The sequence below is a fragment of the Corallococcus sp. AB049A genome, from assembly GCF_003668885.1.
GTDB classification, from domain to species: domain Bacteria; phylum Myxococcota; class Myxococcia; order Myxococcales; family Myxococcaceae; genus Corallococcus; species Corallococcus interemptor.
The window spans coordinates 1-18432 of record NZ_RAWL01000002.1; the positions used below are offsets into that span (position 1 = coordinate 1).

Genomic DNA, 18432 nt, shown 5'->3' on the forward strand with positions numbered 1-18432 from the left:
CCCCTCCCCCGCCCCGGTGCGTCAGGCTGCCTTCAGGACTCGTAGAAGCCCTTGTTGGCGCGCACCTTCTCCACCAGCAGCGGCGCGGGCGTGAAGCGCTCGCCGTACTTGTCCTGATAGTGCTCCAGCTTGCGCAGCAGGTTCGCCGGGCCCAGCGCGTCCGCGTACCGGAACGGGCCGCCCAGGAACGGCGGGAAGCCCAGGCCGAAGATGGCGCCCACGTCGCCGTCGCGCGCGCTGCGCAGGATGCCCTCGCCCAGGCAGCGGATGGCCTCGTTCACCATCTGCAGCGCCACGCGCTCGGCCATCTCCGAAGCGTCCAGGGACTTGCGGTCCTTGCCGTGCGGCAGGAGCAGGTAGACCTGCGGGTCCACCTCCTTCTTCTTCCCGTTCTCGTACAGGTAGAAGCCCTTGTTCGTCTTGCGGCCCAGGCGGCCGTCGGACACCACGCCCTCCAGCGCCTTGGGCGCCGCCATGCGCTTGCCGAACGCGGCCTCCATGATGGGCCCCACCTTCTGGGCCACGTCGATGCCCACCTCGTCCAGCAGCGTGATGGGCCCCACCGGGAAGCCGAAGTCCACCAGCGCCTTGTCCAGCTGGACGATGTCCGCGCCCTCCGCCAGCAGGTACGCCGCCTCGTTCATGTACGGCGCGAGGATGCGCGACGTGTAGAAGCCCGGCCCGTCGTTGACGACGATGACCGTCTTGCCCTGCTTCTTGCCCACGTCCACGCAGGTCGCCGTCACCCACTCCGCCGTGCCCGGGTGCGTGATGATCTCCAGCAGCGGCATTTTGTGCACCGGGCTGAAGTAGTGCATGCCAATCACCTGAGAGGGGCGCTTGCTGCCCTTCGCCAGCTCGCCAATGGGCAGGCTGGAGGTGTTGGACGCGAAGATGGTGTTCTCGCCGGTGACGGCCTCCACCTCCGCGATGACCTTGTGCTTGAGCTTGAGGTCCTCGAAGACGGCCTCGATGACCAGGTCCACCGACTTGAAGCCGCTGTAGTCCGTGCCCGCGGTGATGTTGGACAGCTTCGCGTTGGACTCCAGGCGCGTGAGCGAGCGGCGCTTCACGCGCTCGTCCATCACCGTCTGCACCTGCTTGAGCGCGCGGCCCGCGCCCGCGTCGTCCTTGTCCTTCACGCGCACGGGCACGCCCTGGAGCACGCCGGCCACGTAGGCGATGCCGCCGCCCATGAGGCCGCCGCCCAGCACGCCCACCTTCTTCACCTCGCGCGGCTTGAGGTTGGGGTTGGCGGTGCCGTTCTCCTTCTTCAGCGCCGTGGTGGCGAAGAAGATTTCGACGAGGCGCCGCGACACGTCCGTGAACACCAGCTCGCCGAAGGCCTTCGCTTCCGCCTCCAGGCCCGCCTTGCGGCCGGACTCCAGGCCCACGCGGATGACCTGCAGCGCCTTCTCCTGCGCGGGGTACTTGCCGCGCGTCTTCTTCAGCAGCTGCTTCTTCGCCTGGTCGAACATCACCTTGCGGCCGAGCGGGTTGTCCTCCAGCGCCGCCTCCGTCCACAGGTCCTTGTTGATGAGCCCCTGGAAGATGCCGGCGATGCCCTTCTTCTTGCCGCTCTGGGCCACGGCCTTGAAGCCCTGGTGCGAGCGCTCCACCTTGAGCGTGCCCGCCGCCAGCTCCGCCGCGCGCTTGAGGGCAATGTCCTTGAGCATGGGCACCGGCACCACTTCATCCACGATGCCCAGCTTCTTCGCCTTGGACGGCTTGACGTTCTTGCCGGTGAGGATGAGGTCCAGCGCGGCCTGCGCGCCAATCAGCGCGGGCAGCCGCTGCGTGCCGCCGGCGCCGGGGATGAGGCCCAGCTGCGTCTCCGGCAGGCCCACCACCGACTTGGGGCTGTCCGTGACGATGCGGTAGTGGCACGCGAGCACCCACTCCAGGCCGCCGCCCAGGCACGCGCCGTGGATGGCCGCGACCACCGGCTTGGAGAAGGACTCCAGCCGGTCGAACTGCTCGTGCGCGCCGCGGCTGATGGCCTCCACGTCCGCGGGCGACTTGAGGGTCTGGAGGAAGTCGATGTTCGCGCCAGCGACGAAGTTGTCCTTCTTGCCGGAGATGAAGACGACGGCCTTCACCTCCGGGTCCCGCTCCGCCTGGAGGAGCAGGTCGGAGAACGCGGTGCCCACTTCGGGGGACAGCGTGTTCACCGGCGCGCCCGGCTGGTCCACGGTGATGACCGCGACGCCGTCCGTGACGTCGTAGCTCAAGCCCTGCTTCGCTTCGACTGCCTCTTGCTTGGTCGCCATCACGCACGCTCCAGGATGACCGCGGCGCCCAGGCCGCCCGCGGCGCAGACGGTGCACAGCACCGTGTTCTTGTTCCGACGCTTCAGCTCGTTCAGGGCCTGCGTGATGATGCGCGCGCCCGTGGCACCGAACGGGTGGCCGATGGAGATGGAGCCGCCCGTCACGTTCAGCCGCGAGCGGTCCACCTCGCCCACCGGCGCGTTGAAGCCCGCCTTCTTCGCGAACTCCTTGGACGCCAGCGCCTGGAGGTTGCTCGCCACCTGCGCGGCGAAGGCTTCGTGCATCTCCACCAGGTCGATGTCCGCGAGCTTCATCCCCGCGCGCTTGAGCGCCACGGGGGCCGCGTACGCCGGGCCCTGGAGCAGCTGGTCGCCCGGGTCCGTGGCCGCGAACGCGTGCGAGCGCAGGAAGCCCAGCGGCTCGTAGCCCAGCGCCTTGGCCTTTTCCTCGCTCATGAGCAGCAGGGCCGCGGCGCCGTCCGTCAGCGGGGACGCGTTGCCGGCGGTGACGCTGCCATAGCGGCGGTCGAACACGGGCTTGAGCTTGGACAGCGCCTCCAGGCTGGTGTCCTCGCGCACGATGTTGTCCTTCGTGGCGGTCTGCTCGTACCTGGGCGGCACGGTGACGTGCATCACCTCGCCGTCGAACAGGCCTTCCTTCCAGGCGCGGGCCGCGTTCTGGTGCGAGTTGAACGCGATGAGGTCCTGCTCCTCGCGGGTGATGCCGTTCTCCTTGGCCATCTTCTCCGCGCTCTCGCCCATGGTCTCTCCGGTGGAGTACTCGGCGATGGCGGGCGGGACGGGGATGAGGTCCTTGGCCTTGAGCTTCTGGAAGGGCTTGAGCTTGTCCGGCAGGCTCTTGCCCTTGGACGACGCGGCCAGCGCGTGCGCCAGCGGGCGGCTGGTGAAGATGGGCGCGTCGGACAGGGACTCGGTGCCGCCGGTGATGACGACGTCCGCGTCACCCAGCGCGATGGCGTTGGCGCCGGCCACCATGGACTGGATGGACGTGGCGCAGGCGCGCGCCACCGTGAAGGCGTCAATGCGCTTGGGCAGGCCCGCCGCCAGCACCACTTCGCGCGCGATGGACGGCGCGGTCAGCGTGGGGATGACCTGTCCGAAGACGACCTGGTTGATTTCGTTGGGGTCCAGGTCGCTGCGCTGCACCAGCTCCTGGACCACCATGCGGCCCAGGTCCAGCGCCGTCAGGTTCGCGAAGACGGTGCCCGCCTTCGCGAACGGCGTCCGCAGTCCGCGAACGATGGCCACCCGCCGGTGGCCGTTGCGCTTCTCGCTTGCCATGTGTGCCTCACCCTCTGTGAAACGAGTGAGGCGCTTCTAACGGCGGGCAATGCACCGCGTCAACGTTGGATTGATTCTTGAGTCAACTGCTCGCCAGTCGGGCGGGCTGGGGATTGTTCAGTCGAGCGTGCCCTGGCGGAGGGCGGCGCCGTGCTTGTGGACCGCGTCCACGAGGAACTTCGCGGCGTCCGGGTCGGTGGGCGGGAGGATGCCGTGGCCCAGGTTGAAGATGTGCCCGGTGGGGCCGGCGCGGCGGAGGATGTCCTTCACGCGACCCTCCAGCTCCTCGCGGGGGAGGAAGAGGTGGAGCGGATCCAGGTTGCCCTGGGTGGCCACGTCCGGCCCGAGGATGCGGCGGCCCTCGTCCACGGGGCAGCGCCAGTCCAGGCCGATGACGTCCGCGCCGGTGCGCTTCAGGAGCGGCAGGTGCGGGGTCATGTTCACGCCGAAGAGGATGACGGGGACGCCGGTGGCCTTGAGCTCCGTCACCATGCGGGTGAGGTACGGGAGGCTGAAGCGTTCGAAGTCCCAGGGGGACAGCTCGCCGCCCCAGGAGTCGAAGATCTGCACAATCTTGGCGCCGGCCTCCACCTGCATCTTGAGGTACGGGATGAGGGTGTCGGTGAGCTTCTGGAAGAGGCGGTGGGCCACTTCGGGCTGCTCGAAGAGCAGGCGCTTGATCTGGATGTAGCTCTTGGAGCCGCCACCCTCGACCATGTACGCGGCCAGGGTGAAGGGCGCGCCCGCGAAGCCGATGACGGGCACGGAGTCGTTGAGGGCCTTGCGCGTGCGGCGGATGGCTTCCGCGACGAAGCCGGTGCCCTCGACGGGGTCGGGGACGCCGAGCTTGTCGATGTCCGCGGGCGTGCGCAGCGGGTTGGGGAAGTGGGGGCCCTTGTCGCCCAGCTCCAGGTGGATGCCCATGGCCTCCACGGGGATGAGGATGTCGGAGAAGATGATGGCCGCGTCCACGCCCAGGCGGGTGATGGGCTGGACGGTGACCTCGGCGGCGAGGTCCGGGTCCTTGCAGAGGTCCAGGAACGCGATGTTGCCGCGGATGGCGCGGTACTCGGGCAGGTAGCGGCCCGCCTGACGCATCAGCCACACAGGGGTGGTGTCGGTGGGCTGGCGGCGCGCCGTGCGCAGGAGTCGGTCGTTCACGTCGTCACCTTGGGGAGGCGGGTGGGAGTCACGGGCTTCACGGACCGGGGTGTACCCTATCTCCATGACCCGGTTGAACCGCTTCGTTCCAGGGCTGCTCGCGCTCGCATGCATGGCCTGTGCGGCGGGGCGGACGGCTGCTCCCGCCCGGCCTCAGTGGCCGCTGCCCCAGGAGTTGGTCCGCTGGGAGCCGGTTCCCGGCGTGAGCGTCGTGGCACCGCGCCCCCCACCTGGAAGCTCCAGGTCAACGACCGAGACCACCCGCGTCAACTGTGGGCCCCTGCCGGTCCGCGACCCCACCGAGTGGCCCATGGGCCACCACCGGTTGAATTGCTCGTGGGAGGACATGAAGTCCTCCAGACAGTTCCAACTGCATTGATACCCAGGCGCCTTCGAGGCTGGGAAGTCGCCAGAAGAAAACCTCAGGCGGCTTGAGCAGGATCTCGTCCAGCCCTTCGCACGCGACGAATACACGCGGTTGCCCGCCCCCTGGCTGGGCTGGGAATGGCGCGGCGTGGGTGAAGGAGAGCTGATCCGGGACCGATGGAGCGTCGTAGGAGACGGACTCCTCTTCCTTCAGGCGATCTCCGTCCAAGAAGATCCATACCCCGAGGCCGAAGCCTTCCTCGACTCACTGCGGGTCACTGACGTGAAGTGACGATTCAGCCGCCGTCGCGCCTACGTCACCTGAGCACCCGCGCCAGATAGGGCGCGGTGCGGCTCTCCTTCACCTTCGCCACCTGCGCCGGCGTGCCCTGTGCCACAACACGGCCGCCGGCGTTTCCAGCTCCGGGCCCCACGTCGATGACGTGGTCGCTGGCGGCGATGACGCGCAGGTCGTGCTCCACGACGATGACCGTGTTGCCCGCGTCCACCAGTCCCTCCAGCTGCGCCATCAGCTTGTCCACGTCCGCCGGGTGCAGGCCCGTGGTGGGTTCATCCAGCACGTAGAGCGTGTCGCCGTGCTGCGTGCGCTGGAGCTCCGTGGCCAGCTTGATGCGCTGGGCCTCGCCGCCGGACAGCTCCGTCGCGGGCTGTCCCAGGCGCAGGTAGCCCAGGCCCACGTCCCGCAGCACCTTGAGCGCGCGCTGGAGCGGCGGCTCCTCCGTGAAGAAGTCGAACGCGCCGTCCACCGTCATGCCCAGCACGTCCGCGATGTTCTTCTCGCGGTAGCGCACCTCCAGCGTCTTCGCGTTGTAGCGGGTGCCGTGGCACGTGGGGCACGGCGCGTACACGCTGGGCAGGAAGAGCAACTCCACGCTCACGAAGCCCTCGCCCTCGCACGTGTCGCAGCGGCCTCCCACCGTGTTGAAGGAGAAGCGCCCCGCGCCGTACTTGCGCGACTTCGACAGCGGCGTCGCCGCGAACAGCTTGCGCACGTGGTCGAAGAGGCCCGTGTACGTCGCCAGGTTGGAGCGCGGCGTGCGGCCAATGGGCTTCTGGTCCACCGTCACCAGCCGGCGGATGGACTCCATGCCCTCTTGGATGTGGCCCTCGCTCGCCACCACCGGCTCGCGGTCCAGCGGCTCGCCCTCCTCCTCTTCGGGCGCCAGCGTCTGGCCCAGCCTCGCCGCGACCAACTCCACCAGCGCCTGGCTCACCAGGCTGGACTTGCCGGAGCCGGACACGCCCGTCACCGTGGTGAAGACGCCCAGCGGGAAGTCCACTGCCAGCCCGCGCAGGTTGTTGCGCTTCACGCCCTCCAGACGCAGGCGTCCCGTGGGCTTGCGGGGCTCGCGGCGGCGCAGGGCCTCTTCCTCGAAGAGGTAGCGCCGCGTCCGGGACGCCTCCACCTTCGCCAGTCCCTCCGGCGTGCCGCTGTAGAGCACCTGCCCGCCGTGCTCACCGGCGGCGGGGCCCACGTCGACGATCCAATCCGCGTGGCGGATGACCTCCACCTCGTGCTCCACCACGAACAGCGAGTTGCCCGCCTTCTTCAGCCGGTCCAGCGCCGTGAGCAGCGACTCCGTGTCCGCGGGGTGCAGGCCGGCGGACGGTTCGTCCATCACGTACACCACGCCGAAGAGGTTGGAGCGCACCTGCGTGGCCAGCCGCAGCCGCTGCAATTCGCCCGGCGACAGCGTGGGCGTGCTGCGCTCCAGCGACAGGTAGCCCAGGCCCAGGTCCGTCAGCACCTGGATGCGCGCGAGCAGGTCCTTGGTGATGCGCTGGGCGACGATGAGCTTTTCGGGGTGCTCGCGGGCCATGACGTCCGCGTCCTTCCCCTTCCCTTCCGCCGTGGGCCGGATGAGTTCCGCGACCTGCTCCAGCGGCAGGCGGGACAGCTCGCCGATGTCGCGTCCCGCGAACGTCACCGACAGCGACTCGCGCTTGAGGCGCTTGCCCTCGCACAGCGAGCAGTCGCTGGCGACCATGTACCGGGCGACGCGCTTCTTCATCATCGCGCTCTGCGTCGTCGCGAAGGTGGTCATCACGTAGCGCTTCGCGCCCGTGAAGGTGCCCATGTAGCTGGGCGTCTCCTTGCGAGCCATGGCCCGCTTCACCTCCGCGGACGTGAAGCCCGCGTAGACCGGGACGGTGGGCTGCTCGTCCGTGAAGAGGATCCACTGGCGGTCCTTCTTCGGCAGGTCGCGCCAGGGCTTGTCGATGTCGTACCCGAGCGTCACCAGGATGTCGCGCAGGTTCTGGCCGTGCCACGCGGGCGGCCACGCGGCGACGGCGCGCTCGCGGATGCTCAGGGAGTCATCCGGCACCATGGAGCGCTCGGTGACTTCAAACACGCGGCCGATGCCGTGGCACTTGGGGCATGCGCCCGCGGGCGTGTTCGGAGAGAACGCGTCCGAGTCCAGCCGCTCCAGCTTCGGCGGGTACGTGCCCGCTCGCGAGTACAGCATGCGCACGGAGTTCGACAGCGTCGTCACGCTGCCCACCGACGAGCGCGATGTCGGCGCGCCCCGGTGCTGCTGGAGCGCCACCGCCGGAGGCAGCCCATCGATGGCGTCCACCTCCGGCACGCCGACCTGGTCAATCAGCCGCCGGGCGTACGGGGCCACGGATTCGAAGTAGCGCCGCTGCGCCTCCGCGTAGAGCGTCCCGAACGCCAGCGATGACTTGCCGGAGCCGGACACGCCGGTGAAGACCACCAGCGCGTCGCGCGGGATGTCCACGTCCACGTGCTTGAGGTTGTGCTCGCGAGCACCCCGGACGCGGACGAAGCCGGAGGGGTCGGAGGCCTTGGAGGTGCGCGGTGCTTTCGGAGGTGCCATGCCAGGGCGGACGTTGCCCACCCGACCGCGCGAGGTCATCCACGAAGCGAGGCCCCGCGTCGGAATCCCGATGCGCGCCGGCCCTCCTCCGTCTGGCAGAGGACAGGTCCGCTCAGCCGCCCGTCCCCGGCCGCTCCAGCCCGAGCGCCGCCGGCAGCACGTACTGCCCGAACAGGACCAGGGGGAACGCCGAGCCCGCATCATTATAGTGGCTGCCTGTGAAGGCCGCGGTGACGCCCAGCGAAGGCGCCACGAAGACGTACTGGCCTCCGTTGCCCCGCGCGAACGTCACCTCCGCCGGCGTGCCCTGGATGACGAAGCGGGCGCTCCACCACAAGAGGCCGTAGTTCACATCACCCAGCGGCCCCAGCGCCTTGCCGGACTCCGTGACCCACGCCTCGGAGACCTGGCGCTCGCCGTGCCATGCGCCGCCGTCGAGCATCAGCTGCCCCACCTTGAGGAAGTCGCGCGGGCGCAGGCGCAGGTGGCCGCCAGTGTCCGTGCCCGTCTTGCCCTCGGGCTGCCAGGTGACGTCCTGGACCTGCATCGGGGAGAACAGCCAATCGCGCGACAGGTCCGCGATGGAGCGGCCGCTGACGTGCTCCAGCACCGCGCCCAGCAGCACCACGCCGCCCGTGCAGTAGCGCGTCACGGTGCCGGGTTCGTCCCGCATGGGCACGTCCACGATGAAGCGGGCCCAGTCGTCCGTGCCGTACATCCGCTCTTCGTTGCCGGGCGACTCGGGGTCCCAGCCGTCCTCCACCGGGTCCGGCGGCGAGCCCGGCCCCGAGGGCAGCCGCTTGCCTCCGCAGCCCATGAGACACACCACGCACAGCAGCGCCATCCGCTGAAGCATCGCTTCACCCGTCTTCGCACCGGCCCTGGACGCGCGGCAGCGTATGTCACGGGTGGACGCCATCGCGACTAGCGGTTCTTCGCGCCCTGCTCGCGGATGCGCGCTTCCTGTGCTCGCAGCTCGGGGGTGAACTCCGCGCCGAAGTCGTCGTCCTCGAAGATCTGGCGCAGCTCCAGCTCCACGTTGCCGCCCGCGTCGATGGACGGCCAGCGCTTGAGCCACTCCAGGGCTTCTTCGCGCGACTTCACCTGGATGATCGTGAAGCCGGCGATGAGCTCCTTCGTCTCCGTGAAGGGCCCGTCAATGACCGCTGGCTTGCCGTTCGTGAACTTCAAGCGCAGGCCCCTGCTGCTGGGATGCAGGCCCTCGCCCTGGATCATCACGCCCGCCTTCACCATCTCCTCGTTGTACGCCCCCATGGCGGCCAGCAGCTTCTCGTCCGGCATCACGCCGGCCTCGGTGTCCTTGTCCGCCCTGCGGATGATCATGAATCGCACGGTCGTGTCTCCTGCCGCGCGCCCTGGGGGCCGCGGGGGGTGTTCTTCGTCCTGCTTTCAGTGAGGCAACGAATGGGCCCGGGGGAAATCGACACGGCCTTCTATTTTTCCGCCGCGTCCTCCAAGCCCTCGCAATCACGGAGCTTTCCATTTCGGGGGCTCGGGTGTGACAGTGCCCCCATGCGCGCGGGAACGACCTCCACCGGGCCCAGGCCCTTCCCGTCCAGCGGGCTGCTGCACCCCGGGGTGCTGGTGGCCGTGGTGCTGCTGGTGCTGAACGACCACGTGTTCAAGGCGCGCTGGCCGTCGTGGTGGACAGGGAAGCTCTCCGACGTGGCCGGGCTCGCGATGTTCCCGGTGCTCCTCCAGGCGCTGTGGGAGCAGGCGTTCCAGCGGCGTGCGCGGGACTTCCGTCCGTCGTTCGCGGTGATGGTGGGGGCCGTGGTGCTGACGGGGCTGTGCTTCGCCGCCACGAAGCTTTCACCCGCCGCCGGGGATGCGTGGCGCTGGGCGCTGGGTGCGCTGCAGTGGCCCTTCCTCGCGCTGCGCGCAGCGCTCTCGGGCGTGCGCATTCCCCCGGTCCGGGCCACGGCGCACACGGTGGACATCACGGATCTGCTCACGCTGCCGGCGCTGTTCATTCCCCTGTGGCTGGGATGGCGGCGCGCTCGTGAACACGTCGCGCGTATTCCCGCGCGCGAGGAGTCTTCGCTGCCTCCTTGATTGCTGCGAGCTGTGCGCGCCGCTTCGCGGCACGTGTCAGACCCCCTTTTACAGTCGGCCCCGTCACGCATTGAACCGACAGGGGTCGTCATGTCCGCGCGTTCTTCCCAATCCCATACATCCACGCCTTCGAACATCCTGGAGCAGGTGCGGCAGTGCGCCGCGTCCGTCACCCGCTATCCGCTCGACATCCTGACGGAGCACGCGCAGCTCGAGGATGACCTGGGCATCGACTCCGTGAAGCTCGCGGAGATCGCCGCGGTCATCGCTCGCGAGTTCCACCTGCCGCCGGACCGGCTGCCGCGAAACGGCAAGGCGCGCACGCTGGGCGCCATCGCCGGTGCGGTGACGGAGGCGCTGGGAACGGTGCCGGTGCCGGCGGTTCCTGTCGCCGTGCCCGCGGTCGTCGAAGCGAAGGGGGTTGTGCAGGCTCCGGACCTCCTGCCGCGTGTGCGCGCCGTGTTCGCACGCGTGACGCGCTATCCGGAGGAACTGCTCACGCCGCACGCGGACCTGGAGGACGAGCTGGGCATCGACTCCGTGAAGCAGGCGGAGGTCATGGCCGTGCTCGCGAAGGAGCTGGGGCTGGGCGAGGCGCCGAAGTTCTCGCAGCGCCTGCGCACGATGGCCGCCATCGCCGAAGCGGCGGGGGCGCTGCTGCCGGCCGCGCCGCCCGTCGTGGAGGCCCGGCCCCGTGCGCCCGTCCACGCGGCCCCCGCGCCGGTCGTGCCGCGTGCGGAGCTGCCGTTCGCGGGGAAGGTCGCGCTCGTCACCGGTTCAGGGAAGGGCATCGGCCGGGTCATCGCGACGCGGCTGGCTCGCGCGGGAGCGACGGTGGTCGTCAACTCGTTCCACTCCCGTGAGGACGGTGAGAAGACGGCGCGGGACATCGTGGACGCGGGGGGCCAGGCGGTCCACCTGTGGGGCTCCGTCGCGCAGGAGGAGCACCTGGAGCGGATGTTCACGGTGATCCGTGACGAATTGGGCGGGCTGGACCTGCTCGTGTGCAACGCGTCCAACGGGCTCATCGGTCCGTTCGACCGCATCGCGCCGCGCGATTGGGACAAGGCGTTCCGCACCTGCATCACCGGCACGTACGAGTGCGCGATGCGGGCTCGTCCGCTGATGGCCGCGCGAGGGGGCGGGAGCATCGTCACCATGTCCACGTCCATGTCGCAGCGGTACATGCACGACCTGGGTTGCCAGGGCGTGGTGAAGGCGGGGGTGGAATCCCTCACGCGCTATCTGGCCGCGGAGCTGGCGCCGGATGGCATCCGCACCAACTGCGTGTCCGCGGGCCCCGTGCACGGCGAGCTGCTGGGGATGTTCCCGGATGCGCCGGAGCGCGTCGCGCGGTGGGAGTCCGCGACGCCCGGCGGGCGGCTGTGCACCGCGGATGACGTCGCGGACGTGACCGAGTTGCTGTTGGGGCCCAAGACCCAGCGCGTGAACGGCGCCATCTGGGTGGTGGACGCCGGCCTCTCCGGGACGGTGGACGGCCTGCTGCCGGCTGCTCGCGCGTCCTGACCCTTCACCTTTCCGGGAGCCATCACCATGAACTTCTTCGCCGTCCCGTATGACATCCACTTCGACGACACGATGGCCTACGGGAGCCATCACTTCCTCACCAACTTCAAGTTCCAGTGCGCGGGCCGGGAGCACCTGCTCTTCAGCCCGCACGCCTTCGAGGAGCCCGACTTCCGGCGCGACTTCGATCAGGTGCTGCTGCTCACCTACGAGGGCTACTCGCGCAACCTCGCCCCGGCCGCGCTGGGCGACAGGCTGGTGGTGCTGACGACGCTGGAGGCGCGCGGTGAGGTGTCCCTGCGTTTCTGCTTCCGCACGTTGAAGAGCGACGGCACGCCGGTGGCGTGCGGCTATCAGACCGTGCTCTGCGCGGACCGTCAGGGAACGCTGCGGGCATTCCCGGAGTCCTTCCAGCGCAGCTTCGAAACGCTGGCGTCGATCCACGAGCCGGCGGGGGCGAAGAGCTTCCGCGACCTCGCGCTGCAGGGAGGCAATGGAGTCCAGGCCATCTTCCCGGAGGCCGTGCGCGAACTGGCGCGCAACCTGCTGGCGGACACGGCGCCGCGCGGTGTCTCGCGGACCGTGCACCTTCCGGATCCGGTGACGGTGCAGCATCCGGTGGCCGTGACGCCTCCGAGGATGACCCCGGTTTCCTCGACGGGGCGCGAAGCCACTTCCCAGACGGTGCGTCCGTCGGATCCGGTGCCGACTGGGTTCAGCTTGCCCACGGGTGCGACTGCGTTCCTCTTCGCCGGACAGGGCACGTTCGAGCCCGCGCTGTTCCTCCGGTTGAAGGCGCTCCAGCCGGAGCTGCGTGGGGAGCTGGCGGCGGTCCTGGAAGCCTGCCGTTCACAGGGCATCGACGTGGGTCCGCTGCTCGCGGCGGAGGACGTCGCGCAGGTGGGCCGGGCTCTGGACGCGGCGCCGCTGTTGGATCAGCTGGGCATCTTCCTGTGTGGCGTGCTGGGAGCCCGGTGGATGGAGCGCCAGGGGACGCGGCCGGACGTGTTCGTCGGTCACAGCTTCGGGGAGATCGCGGCGATGACCGCGGCCGGCGCGATGGACCTGCGCACGGGCGCGGAGGTGGTGTGCCGCCGCATCCGGGCGCTCCAGTCGGTGCCGGACGACCTGGGCACGCTCGCGGCGGTCGCGCTGCCGGAACCGGAGACCCTCCGGGCCGTGGCGGAGAGTGGGGCCAGGACCCTGGAGGTCGCGGGACGCAATCACTCGCGGCAGACCGTGGTCGCGGGGCCTCGTGCGGAGCTGGAGCGGCTTCGCGCGTTCCTGGAGCGGCAGGGCAAGGGCTTCACCTTCATCTCCAGCCGCTACCCGTTCCACCACCCGAGCCTGGCGCCCGCGGTCTCCGCGTTCCGCGCGAGCCTCGCGGACCTGGCCGTGCATCCGGCACTCGGGCCCATCTATTCGCCCATCGAACGGCGGGTGTACGGACGTGACGGATCCGAGCTGGCCCAGGCGCTCGCGTCCCATCTGGTGCGTCCCTTCGACTTTCCGGGCGCGGTGGAGACGCTGGTGAACGCGGGCTGCGCGCGGTTCGTGGACTGCGGCACGGGAGGACGGCTGACGCGCATCGTGCAGCGGATCCTCCCGGCGGACACGTCAATGACGCTGACGTCCGTGGACCGGGCCCTGCCCGTGGATGCGGCGCAGGGAGCCCCGGCCATCGCGGTGGTGTCCCTGGGCTGCATGCTGCCCGGCGGCGCGAAGGATCCGGAGTCGTACTGGCGGAACATCCAGCGTGGCATCAGCGGCATCGTCGACACGGGGCTGAGTCATCCGGACCAGGTGGTGGACTTCGTGGGCCCGGCGGTGACTCCGGACCGCACGTACACGCTGCTCACCGGGCGGGTCCTGGACAGCGACCTCGTGCCGCCCCCGGGCATCACGCCCGAGCGCTTCCAACGCTACGGCCGTGAGCAGCGCCTGCTGGCGATCGCGCTCACCCAGGCAATGGAGTCCTTGAGGTCCACCGCGCCGCGCGAGCCCGGACGCATCCAGTGCCTGCTCGGCTCCACGGCGGACGGTTCTCCCGAGTACGACGACGCGCTGTGCGTCGAGGCGGGAGAGGCCCTGCTGCGAGCGCGGGGAGAGACGGCGCGGGAGTTCTCCACGCTGCTGCGTGAAACCCTGGGTGTCACCGCCACGGCCTCCGAGCTGGCGCCGCACCCGACCCTTCACGCGGTGGTGACGGACGTGGTGGGTTCGGGCGTGTCCACGGTGCTGCTGGACGCGGCCTGTGCCTCCTCGCTCTACGCCATCGCGCTGGGGATGAAGGCGCTGGAGCGCGGCGAGGCCGACCTGGTGCTCGCGGGTGGCGTGTTCTCCCCGGGTCCGGGCAACAGCTGCCTGTTCTCCCAATTCAAGGGGCTCTCCGCGACGGGGAGCCGTCCGTTCGACGAGCGCGCGGATGGCGTCATCTTCGGCGAGGGCGCGGGCGTGGTTGGATTGATGCGCCTGGACGAGGCTGTCGCCTCGGGGCTGAAGGTGCACGCGGTCATCCGTGGCGCGGGGCTCTCCAGCGACGGGCGCAGCAGCTCCGCGAACGTTCCGCGAGCGGACGGACAGGTGGCCGCGATGCAAGCGTGCTACGCGGCGGCGGGCGTTGAACCGGAGTCCATCCAGTACATCGAGGCGCACGGCACGGCCACTCCGGCCGGAGACGCCACCGAGTTGCAGTCGATTGGCCGGGTCTTCGGAGGCAAGCGCAAGGGCCTCCAGCTCGCCAGCGTGAAGGCGCTGATTGGCCATGTCGGGTGGGCCGCGGGTGCGGCTTCGGTCATCAAGCTGTGCAAGGCGCTGGAGCACCGGAGCTTCCCGCCGCAGTCGAGCTTCGACCGTCCGGGTGCGGCGCTGCGGGCGCTCGGGCCGGACTTCGAGGTGGGCACGCGGGAGCAGCCGTGGCCGGAGAACGCGGACCATCCGCGCCGGGCGGCCACGAATGGCTTCGGCTTCGGCGGCACGAACGCGCACCTGCTGCTGGAGGAGTACCGGGGAGGCCCGCTCGCGCTTCAAGCCAGGGCCGGGGCCCCTGCCCGCGAAGAACTGGTGGTGGTGGCCGCGGAGGGGCTGTTCCCGGAGGCGCGCTTCGACGCCAAGGGGCTGCGGCTGCCCGACTCCGTGCGGCTGCTGCCGGACATCACGGAGGACATGGACCTCACGCAGCACCTGGGGCTCATCGTCGCGAGCGACGTCGTGAAGAAGCTCGGAGCCTTTGATTCGCTGCGGACGGGAACTGCCATCGTCCTGGGATTGGAGGGGAAGACGCGCCGGGGTGTGGAGGCCACGCAGCGCGTGCTGGCGGACTCCTTGCGGCGCAGGCTGCGCGAGCACATCCAGCGGTCACGGGACGCGGCGCGGCTCCTGCCGCTGGTGGACCGCCTCCACGCGGCGGTGGGCGCGCTGCGGCCCTCCGGGCCCTACACGCTCCAGGGGATGATGCCCAATGTCACGCCCGGTCGGGTGGCGGGGGTGCTCGACACCAAGGGGCCGAACTTCGTGGTGGACGCGGGTGCCGGCACGCTGGCCGCGTCGCTGCGGGCTTCACGGGCCCTGTTGGACAGCGGCTTCGACCTGGTGCTCGTGGGCAGTGCCCACGTGAAGCGACCGGGTGACGGGCTTGATGGGACCATGCCTGAAGAGGGCATGGCGATGCTGGCCGTGACCACGGTCGCGAAGGCGGAAGCGCGGGGCTTGAAGCCGCTGTGCCATCTGTCGATGTCCGAAGAAGCAGGCACCGGACCGGGCATCACGCTGCCGCCGCATTCCGCCAGGGAGGCCCGGGAGGTGCTGCGCGCGGTGAGGGCCGCCTCAGAAGGACAGGCCTCCACGCTGCGCTTCCACCCCGACGCCACGACCGGCGCGCGGCTGGTACTCCAGCTTCGCCAGCCGAGCAGCAAAAACCTGTCCGACAGTCGGACAGGTTTGGACAGCCCGGGCTGGAAGGCGCTCCCGCCTCAGGCGAGCCGCGAAAACCTGTCGAACAACCGGACAGGTTTGAACAGCCCCGGGCCTGAGAGCCGCCCGCCCCACCCAGGCTCCGGAAACCTGTCCGACAGTCGGACGGGTTCGGAGCACCGCGACGGGGCGGGGCTCCCGCCTAACCCGGACCGAGAAAACCTGTCCGACAGTCGGACAGGTTTGGAGCACCGTGATGGGGCGGGGCTCCCGCGGCAGTCGATCCATGGAAACCTGTCGGACAGTCGGACAGGTTTTGACCGCACCGGACGGGAGGAGGCGCCGCGTCAGCTGAGCCCCGGACGCCTGTCCGACAGTCGGACAGGCTTGAACAGCCCTGGCCCGGAGACGCCTGTCAGGCCTACCGGTGCCGTGCAGGCTCGGGAGGGGGCGGCTCGCGTGGAGGATGCGCGTCCACCGTCGACCTCGGCTCCTGTTCCGGAGGCCACTGACGGCTTCGACCACTCGGCGCCCATCCGCTACCACGCGCCGGTGCTCGTCGAGCGTCCCGCCCGGACGACCGGCACACTGTCCCTGCGTGGCAAGCGCGTGCTGTTCATCGCCCAGGACGAGGCCGTGGCCCGTGAGCTTTCCACCCAGGCCCACGACCTCTGCGGTCCTGAGTTCCGCATCCTGCACACAGGCGTCACCGATGCGGGCCCGCGGATCCATGGCATCGACCTCACCCGGGAGGAGACCGCGGAGGCCGGCCTGGATGCGCTCGGCTTCGAACCTCAGGTCATCGTCTCGGTGTGCCGGATGAACCCGGAAGAGAACGAGTCCTCCGTCGTCGCGGACACGGCCCTGCGTCACGAAGCGCTGGAACTGCTCTTCCTGTCCGCCCGTCGCGCCTACTCGGGCCTGTCCGCTGGCACCGTGTCACTGGCGAGCCTGTGCATCGGTGGCGTCGGTGCGCGCCGGACGCTGCATCCCGTCACCGGCCTCTTCGCCGGCATGCTCAAGTCCCTGGGCCGTGAGGTTCCGGCACGGAGCATCCGCGCCATCGCCACGGGCGTGCTTCCGCTCCGCACGGCGCTCGACCTCGTCGCGTCCGAGCTGGGCACCGGCGACGACACCGGTCCCGTCGAGGTCTGCTTCGATGGCTCCGTCCGCTGCGTCCGGCTGCTTCAGCCCACGGATGTCCCCGCACGGCCCGGCGTCACGCTCACCTCCCAATCCGTGGTCCTGCTCACGGGCGGAGGCCGCGGCGTGACGGCCGTCCTCGCAGGAGCGCTGCTCAAGCGCTACGGCTGCAAGGTCGTCCTCCTGGGACGCAGCGACCCGTCGGATGCCCCCGAGCGCGTGCTCCAGGCTCGCGACGAGGACCTGGGCGCCGTGGAGCGCGAGTTCTACGCGTCCGAGCTCGCCCGTGACAGCTCGGTGCGGATGCCCGCGCTGCGAGCACGCTTCGAGCGCCACCTGGCCGTGCGCGAGCTGCGCGCCACGCTCGATGGACTCATGCGGCTGCCCGGCCAGATGACCTACCGCGCCGCGGACGTCACCCGTCCCGAAGACGTGGACCGAGTGGTGGAGGAGCTGCTGCGCGAACACGGCCGGCTCGACCTGGTGGTCCACGGCGCGGGTACGCAGGTCTCCAAGAAGCTCCACCGGCGCCGGCTCGCGGAGCTGCGCGGCACGCTGGACACCAAGCTCTTGGGCCTGCGCAACCTGCGCGAGTCCTGCGCACGCCGCCTCCCCGCCCCCGTGCCCTTCCATGTCCTGACCTCCGCGTTCAGCTACATCGGCAATGACGGACAGGCGGACTACGGCGCGGCGAACGAGGCGCTGGACCGGCTCTGCGCCTGGGTCAGCGACGCGCGCCAGGACGTGCAGTGGTGCAGCGTGGGGTGGCTCGCCTGGGACGGCATCGGCATGACGCGCGGCTCGGAGTACCGCGTGCTCGGGGCCAGCCGCCGCCTGCGCGGCATCCGCGCCGGGGAGGGCGAAGCGCTCTTCCTCCAGCTGGTGGACGGCCAGCCTGTCCAACCCATCAACGTCCAGCTCACCGAAAGCGAGCGCGCCTTCTATGGCCTGGAGGTCATCGCCGCGCGTCCCACGCGCAGGGACCTCACCGTCGACGCGGCGAGCATCCCGTGCCTGGAGGACCACCTGGTCCGGGGCACGCCCACCCTTCCCGGCGCCTGGGCCCTGGACCTCATGTTCCAGGCCGCCCTGGACGACGCGCGCCCGGAGCTGCGCACCGTCACCATCGAGGACGTGCGCTTCTCCCGCTTCATCCGCGTGAAGCCCGGAGCCCGGCAGTCCCTGCGCGCCGAGTGCACGCCGCTCACCGACGACCCCGGCCAGCACAGCGTGCAGGTCAAGCTCACGGGAGACATCGTCCATGCGTCCGGCGTGGTGCTGGAGAAAGACCTCGTCTTCGCCGAGGCCCGCTTCACGCTGACGGCCGAGCCGCCCCGGACCTCCCCCAAGCTGGAGGCCGCTCGCGCCTCGGGCCACGGCGTGTCCGTGCACGACCCGCACTGCGCCGCGGGCTCCCCCATCGAGCTGCGCCGGATGTTCGACTGCCTGGAGGAGATCCGCCTGGAAGAGGATGCCCGCTTCGCGCGGCTCGGGCTGCCGGAGGCTTCCCGTCAGGCGGGCCAGGGCGTGCCGGCGCTGGTGCTGGACGCGGCCCTGCGCCTCAGCGCGATGCACGTGGAGGGCGTGTCGAACGACGTGTTCGCCCCCGTGGGCGTACAGCGGGCCACGTTCGACCGGGACCTGGTGGCGCATGACGCCAGGTCCCCTCGCCGCCTCACGCTGAAGTCGCTCGCCCCTCGCGTGGAGGGGGACCTGCTCCAGTGCGGCACCGTGGCGGCGCATGACGAAGCCGGCCGTCTGCGGATGCTCATCGAAGGCGGCATCGCCCGCCCCATGGCCTGAAACCCCTTCCTG

The 18432-nt window shown here is 70.2% G+C and carries 9 protein-coding genes; 3 read left to right on the forward strand and 6 right to left on the reverse strand.

Annotated elements, in window-relative coordinates:
- Nucleotides 1-32 precede the first annotated feature (32 nt).
- The 6 genes from fadJ to D7X55_RS00360 all read right to left on the reverse strand — a co-directional run bounded on the left by fadJ (nt 33) and on the right by D7X55_RS00360 (nt 9312).
- Nucleotides 33-2270, reverse strand: coding sequence for a fatty acid oxidation complex subunit alpha FadJ (fadJ, locus tag D7X55_RS00330; RefSeq protein ID WP_120546165.1), 2238 nt, complete (start codon nt 2268-2270; stop codon nt 33-35).
- Nucleotides 2270-3571, reverse strand: a complete 1302-nt coding sequence (fadI, locus tag D7X55_RS00335; RefSeq protein WP_120546166.1) for an acetyl-CoA C-acyltransferase FadI — start codon at nt 3569-3571, stop codon at nt 2270-2272. The genes fadJ and fadI overlap by 1 nt, the downstream gene beginning before the upstream one ends.
- 117 nt (nt 3572-3688) lie before the next feature.
- On the reverse strand, nt 3689-4732 hold the full coding sequence (hemE, locus tag D7X55_RS00340; RefSeq protein ID WP_120546167.1) for a uroporphyrinogen decarboxylase: 1044 nt from the start codon (nt 4730-4732) through the stop codon (nt 3689-3691).
- Between the two features lie 683 nt (nt 4733-5415).
- A complete protein-coding gene (gene uvrA / locus D7X55_RS00350; protein ID WP_121721870.1) occupies nt 5416-7959 on the reverse strand; it encodes an excinuclease ABC subunit UvrA in 2544 nt (847 codons plus the stop codon).
- A 112-nt stretch (nt 7960-8071) separates the two neighbouring features.
- Entirely contained in the window at nt 8072-8815 is a 744-nt protein-coding gene (locus D7X55_RS00355; RefSeq protein WP_120546170.1) for a serine hydrolase, read from the reverse strand.
- Nucleotides 8816-8883: 68 nt separating this feature from the next.
- Complete coding sequence (locus D7X55_RS00360) at nt 8884-9312, reverse strand: YciI family protein (RefSeq protein ID WP_120546171.1); 429 nt, start codon at nt 9310-9312, stop codon at nt 8884-8886.
- Between the two features lie 180 nt (nt 9313-9492).
- Here D7X55_RS00360 and D7X55_RS00365 point away from each other — a divergent pair, with 180 nt between their 5' ends.
- The 3 genes from D7X55_RS00365 (at nt 9493) to D7X55_RS00375 (ending at nt 18420) form a co-directional block, all read left to right on the forward strand.
- Nucleotides 9493-10035, forward strand: a complete 543-nt coding sequence (locus tag D7X55_RS00365; RefSeq protein WP_121721848.1) for a hypothetical protein — start codon at nt 9493-9495, stop codon at nt 10033-10035.
- A gap of 90 nt (nt 10036-10125) precedes the next feature.
- Complete coding sequence (locus D7X55_RS00370; protein ID WP_121721849.1) at nt 10126-11562, forward strand: SDR family oxidoreductase; 1437 nt, start codon at nt 10126-10128, stop codon at nt 11560-11562.
- Between the two features lie 27 nt (nt 11563-11589).
- Complete coding sequence (locus D7X55_RS00375; RefSeq protein WP_121721850.1) at nt 11590-18420, forward strand: type I polyketide synthase; 6831 nt, start codon at nt 11590-11592, stop codon at nt 18418-18420.
- The last annotated feature ends 12 nt before the right edge of the window (nt 18421-18432 follow it).